The sequence below is a fragment of the Chitinophaga varians genome (genome assembly GCF_012641275.1).
Taxonomy (GTDB): domain Bacteria; phylum Bacteroidota; class Bacteroidia; order Chitinophagales; family Chitinophagaceae; genus Chitinophaga; species Chitinophaga varians_A.
The window spans coordinates 332,402-339,012 of sequence record NZ_JABAIA010000003.1 but is presented as its reverse complement, the minus strand read 5'-3'; the positions used below and the strand labels follow the sequence as shown (position 1 = coordinate 339,012).

Here is a 6,611-nt window from a genome sequence, read left to right as displayed (position 1 = left end):
TTAAAAAAATAGGATTATAGAATAATTTTTTTCTGTTTAGCAGTTGGGGCAGCCACCACCGGCATATTGACGCCGATATACTTCGCCAATGCAGCCACCGTTGTCAGCTGGAAGAAAGTCCGCACGGATACCTGCATCCCAAAATCTTCGTGTACTGTAGCAGCCAGGCGCATCACCAGCAGGGAGTGCATCCCGATTTCGAAGAGATTATCGTGTATGCTTACCCGTTCTGTCTCCAGCAGCCGTGCACAAATAGCGGCCAGTTTTTCTTCCAGCGCATTCGTAGGCGCCACGTACAAGGCGGCAGACACGGGGCCCATATCTGATTCAGGTAATGCTTTCCTGTTGATTTTTCCATTCGCGGAAAGCGGCATTTCATCCAGTACCACCCATTGCGCGGGCACCATGTACTCCGGCAGTTTGGCTTTCAGGTATGCGAACAGTTCTTCTTTATCGAAGTTTTCCTGCCCTACCACGTAACCTACCAATCCTAATTGCTGGTGCTGGTCTGTTTTGGTGATAACGACCGTCTGTTTTACCATTCCGCTTTTTTCTATCACCCTTTCAATTTCTCCCAGTTCGATGCGGTAGCCACGGATTTTCACCTGGTCGTCTATTCTGCCGAGGTGTACCAGCGTGCCGTCCGGCAGCCATTTGCCAAGATCGCCGGTGCGGTACATCGGTATATCGCCGTTGCCACGGAAGGGGTCTTTCACAAATTTTTCTGCTGTTAATTCCGGCCTGTTGAGATAACCGCGGCCTACGCCGATACCGGACACACAGATTTCCCCGGCCACACCAATGGGGCATAACTGCCGGGACGCGTCCAGTACATAGATGTGCAGGTTTTGTATGGGCTTGCCTAAAGGCACATTGGCATGCTCCGGTGTTTCATACATAAAATGATGCGTAATATCATCGGAGGCTTCTGTAGGGCCATAGGCGTTCACCACAGGGATTGTATGATAATTTTTATGCTGGAACCATTCCGCCAATAACTGCCGGGGAAGCGTTTCGCCCGTCACCAGCAGGTATTGCAGGTATTGGAGCGATACTCCTTTCACGGTGGCCAGTATGGCCGACAGGTAAGAAGGCACCACTTCCAGTATTGTCACCTTGTCCTTCTCCACGGCCTGCATCAGCGCCGTGGGCTGTAAAATGGTATCGGTGTCGTAAATAATCGTATAGCCGCCACATAACAAAGCGGAAAACATCTGCCAAACAGAAATATCAAAAGTAAAGGCAGCAGTGAAGGCGACCACGGAAGCAGCGTTCATCCGGAGATCATTTACTTTGGCATACAGGTGATTGAGCATGCCGGCGTGTTCGATCATGGCGCCTTTGGGCAAGCCGGTAGAACCGGAAGTATAGATCACATAGGCCAGTTGCGATGGCGTCGGCAATGCCGGTAAGGCAGTGACCGGGCAACTGTCGATGGCCACACGCTCTTCGTCCAGGGAGATAATACGTACCAGCCCGGTTTGCGCCGGTTTGTGTTTGTCGGCGCTGCTGCTGATAACCACCTGCGCCTTGCTGTCGTTCAGCATATAAGCCACCCGGTCTTCCGGGTATGCAGGATCTATCGGCAGATAAGCGCCTCCGGCTTTCATAATGCCGAGGATAGCGATCACCATCTCCGGAGAGCGGTCTAAACAAACCGGTACCAGCGACGTATTATCTACGCCGGCCTCCCGCAGGTAGTGCGCCAGTTGATTGGAGCGCTCTTCCAGGGAGGCGTAGGTCAGCATCCGGTCTTTCATTACCAGTGCAGGCGCCGCAGGCGTGTGTTTGGCCTGCCCGCTCAACAGGTCGATCAATGTGCTATTGTGAGGAAAATCTACCGTAGTGTTGTTAAAAGTAACCAGCTGTTGCCGTTGTTCTTCTTCTGTCAACAGCGGCAAGGTGTTGATACGTGTATCCGGCGACGTGATAACGGCTTCCAGCAGCTGCATAAAATGCGTCATCAGCTGGGAGACAGTAGCTTCCCGGAAAACATCGGTGCAGTACTCCACATATCCTGTCAGCCCGTCGGCGCCGTCTTCCATAGACACCACGAGGTCAAACTGCGCCGTATTGTATTTCAGGTCCTCCCGGACAACGCTCATATCGCCCAATTGCACCTGCTCCACCGCGGGGGTGTTCTGTAATTCAAACAGCACCTGGAACAATGGCGTTCTGCTCAGGTCGCGGTCTGTGTTCACCGCCTCCACCACTTTCTCAAACGGAATGTCCTGGTGGTCGTAAGCCGCCAGGGTGGTCTGTTTCACCTGTTGCAACAAAGTGAGGAAAGAAGGATGCTGGCTCAGGTCACTGCGCAGTGCCAGGGTATTGACAAAGAAGCCGATCACACCGGCCACTTCTTCCTGTGTTCTGCCTGCAATGGAAGTGCCCACGCAGATATCGTCCTGGCCACTGTAGCGGTAAAGCAACACTTTAAATGCCGCCAGCAAAGTCATGAACAGCGTTACGTCCTGCTGCCGGGAGAACTGCCGGAGCTGCGCAGCGAAGGCAGGTTCCAGGGTGAACCGTTTCGACGCGCCCCTGGTGCTTTGAATAGCAGGACGCGAGAAATCGGCCGGCAGCTGCAATACTTCCACACCTTCCAGCTGCTGTTCCCAGTAAGCCAGCTGTTTACGTAATTGTTCACTGTCCGCTATGCTCCGTTGCCAAACGGCATAATCGGCAAACTGAATAGGCAGCGGCGTCAGCACTGCCGCACGATTTTCGATATATGCGTTGTATAGTTCAGCGATATCATTCACCAGGATGGTCACCGACCAGCCGTCAGAAGAGATATGATGTAAGGTGATCAGCAAAATATGTTCATCTGCCGACAGGCGCACTAAACCAGCCCGCAACATATAATCTTTCGCCAGGTCAAAAGGCGCGTTGACCATGTCTATCAACCGGTCCTGTAACAGCTCCGGCGAATCGTACATCTCGCCGGCCACCACGGAGAGCTGCCATCCATCTGCGGAAATAACCTGCTGGTAGGGCACGCCATGCTCTTGCCTGATGATGGTACGCAACGCTTCATGCCTGTCTACCACTGTATACAAGGCATGAGACAACGCAGCTTCGTTCAGCGTTCCCTTTAAACGCACCACCAGCGGCACGTGATAGGCCACCGTGCCGTTCATCTGGTCAATAAACCACAAACGTTCCTGGCTAAACGCCAGCGGCGCCCGTTCAGGTCTTTTGCCGGCAACAATAGCAGGCCAGCCGCTCTCCTTGTCTTTGCCAGCAAGGTGGGCTGCCATGGCTGCAATGGTGGGATACTGGAAAAACCGGGTAATACTCAGTTCTACGCTGAGGGTATTACGTATAGCCGTCACCACCCGTGATGCCAGCAGGGAATGGCCTCCCAGCTCAAAGAAATTGGCATGGGTGCTGATGTCGTTCTTCTGTAAAAACCGTTCCCATATAGCGGCCAGTTGTTGTTCTGTTTCATTGGCCGGAGCGATATAGGCCGCCGTTTCCGGGTCGTCTCCTTCCAGTGCCCGCAACGCTTTTTTGTCTGCCTTTCCATTGGAGGTAAGCGGAATTTTTTCGAGGGGCACCAGGCGGGCAGGAATCATATAAGCCGGCAGCCGGCCTTTCAGGTATTCTGTCAGCGCAACTTTATCAAAGTCGCCCTGCGGCACAATATAACCTGACAGGTATTTATCACCGGTGGCATTGACCTGCATCAGCACGACGGCCTGTTTAACGCCAGCATACTGTAGCAGCACGCTTTCTATCTCTCCCGGTTCTATACGGTGGCCATGTATTTTCACCTGGTCGTCAATACGTCCCTGGTAAACGATGGCCCCGTCTTCCTGCCAGCGTGCCAGGTCACCGGTACGATATAGTTTGGCGCCCGGGATATTGCTGAAAATATCAGCCACAAATTTTTCTGCGGTCAACGCCGGTTTATTCAGATAACCACGGGACACGCCGGCACCTCCTACATATAGTTCACCAGTCACGCCTACCGGCTGCAACTGACCCTCACGGCTCAGGATATACGCCGTACGGTTGCCCAAAGGGTAACCAATAGGAATGTTTATACCGGGCGTTATGCTGTTGATATACCAACGCAGCGAGAAACCGGTATTCTCCGTAGGGCCGTATACGTTAAGGACCTGTATTTCCGGGTATGCTGATTTGAATTTCCGGATATGTTCTTCCGATATCTTCTCCCCGCCTGTCATCAGGGCTTTCAATCCTTTAAAAACACTGATCTGGTCATCTACCAGCTGATTAAACCAACTGGTGGTAAAGAACATTTTAGTAACACCGCGCTGCCGGATCTCCTGTTGAAGCAACTGGTTGTCCAGCATCTTCTTCTCCGGGCATAATACCAGGTGCCCGCCGTTCAGCAGCATGCCCCAGTATTCCACGGTGGTAGCATCGAAGGAAGGAGAGCCGGTAGATAAGATAACATCAGCGGCGCCCAGCTCCACGTAATCACCGCCCATAGCCAGACTGGTCACGTTGCGGTGAGTTACCATCACACCTTTGGGTTGACCGGTAGAACCGGAAGTATAAATGATATAAGCCAGTGATTCAGGCGTAGTAGATACGGTAGGCGGAGGCGTGGCAACAAGCAGTTCCAGCACTTCGTCAACGCATATCAGCGTTGTACCCGGCACCTCTTCCCGCAACATAGACAGCTGTGCCCTGTTAGCAAGAATCAGTTCAGCCCGGGTATCTTCCAGCATATACCGGATACGCTCTTTGGGATACGCCGGATCTACCGGCACATATGCACCACCGGCTTTGAGTATGGCCAGTATGCTGACGATCAGTTGCACCGAGCGTTCCATACATAGTGGTACCATCGTCTCCTCACGCACGCCCCTGTTGTACAGGTAAGCAGCCAGTTTATCAGACTGTTCCTGCAGTTGCCGGTAAGTGAGCTGTTCATCTTCAAAGCTAAGTGCAATAGCATCCGGCGCCAGCGCTACCTGCTCATCAAATAACGCGGTAATAGTTTTATCAGCCGGATAGGGAATAAAGGAATCATTGCAGCGGAGGACCAGCGCTTCTTTCTCGCTGTGGCTTAGCATATCCAGACGGCCAATGGTTTGCGCCGGGTCTTTCGCGATAGCGGCCAGCAACATTTCATAATGCGAAAACATCCTGCGGACGGTACTTTCGAGGAACAGGTCAGTGCTGTATTCCAGGTAAATACTAATTCCTTCCGGACGTTCCTCTGCGATCCAGGTAAGGTCAAACAGGCTGGCGTTACGGGCCACCTGCTCCTCGGTAACCACTACGTCGCCTATACGCAGCGCCGGTATGGCCGGAACGTTCTGTAAAATAAATATGGACTGGAACAACGGGCTCCTGTTCATATTGCGTTCCTTCACCACGGCTTCCACTACTTTTTCAAAAGGAGCGTCTTCATGTTCAAAGGCTTCCAGCAAGGTGTTTTTCACCCGTTGCAACAAGGATAAGAAAGAAGGGTTTCCGCTGAGGTCCGTACGTAAAGCCAGTGTGTTGACAAAGAATCCGATCAGCGGCTCCAGTTCAGTGCGCATCCTGCCGGCGGCAGCACCGCCTACACAAATATCATCCTGGCCGCTGTAGCGATACAATAGTACCTTAAACGCAGCCAGCAGCACCATATACAGCGTGGCGCCCTCCTGTCGGGCCAGTTGCCGCAAAGAGGCGGAAAGGGCATTGTCTATATTGAATACCAGGAACGCGCCCCTGGTGCCGGCCACCGCCGGACGTTCAAAGTCCGCAGGCATTTCAGCCATGGTCACACCTTCCAGTTTGTCTTTCCAGTAGGCGATCTTCTGGTCCATCACGGCGCCTGACAGATAATTACGCTGCCATACGGCATAGTCGGCATATTGTATGTCCAGTGGCGTATAAACAGGATCACGCTTTTCTGCAAAAGCGCTGTACCCTTCCATCAGCTCATTGATCAGTACAGAAGAAGACCATCCGTCCGAAGCGATGTGGTGCATGATCAGCACCAGTACGTATTCTTCTTTGGTAAGGGTGATCAGGTGGGCACGCAACATATAATCTGCTGCCAGGTCAAATGGCCGGCTGATCAGTGCGGCGACGCGTTCCTGCAAGGCGGTACCGTCTTTCGTATAACCGGCACCGTTGATGTGGTCCAGCTGCCAGGTGTCGCGGGTTATGGTTTGCTGCCAGGTACCTTCTTCATCAGCGTTGATAACGGTACGCAATATTTCATGCCGGCATACAATGTTGCGCAGGGCATGTTCAAGCGCTGCTGTATCCACGGCGCCCTGTAGTTTTAATACGGCAGGCACGTGATATTGTACGGAGCCTTGCAACGCATCGATGAACCATAAACGCTCCTGGCTAAACGAAAGCGGCGTGCGCTCACCCGCTGTACGTTCCGTCGCCCGGATCTTTTCCGTACCGGGCGCTATGGCCGCGGTATCCGCTGTTGCCTTAAAGTAAGCCACCAGCTGCGCCTTGTTTTCCTTCAGGGTTTGCAGGAAAGCAGGCGCGAATTGTTGCTGCTGATTTGTTTTCAACACCAGCTCTTCTCCGTCCAGGGAGAGGCTTATTCCCAGGTCCTGTGCCTGTTCCAGTATCAGGACCACCTCCGACAAATTAAAACCCGGCATATATTTAATAAG

1 protein-coding gene is annotated in these 6,611 nt (G+C 52.8%); it reads right to left on the bottom strand.

Annotated features, from left to right (window positions below; all coding sequences use genetic code 11):
- Window positions 1-14 precede the first annotated feature (14 nt).
- The gene (locus HGH92_RS24885) at window positions 15-6,599 is read right to left on the bottom strand and encodes a non-ribosomal peptide synthetase (protein ID WP_168873521.1); all 6,585 of its coding nucleotides are present in this window, start codon (window positions 6,597-6,599) and stop codon (window positions 15-17) included.
- Window positions 6,600-6,611: the final 12 nt, after the last annotated feature.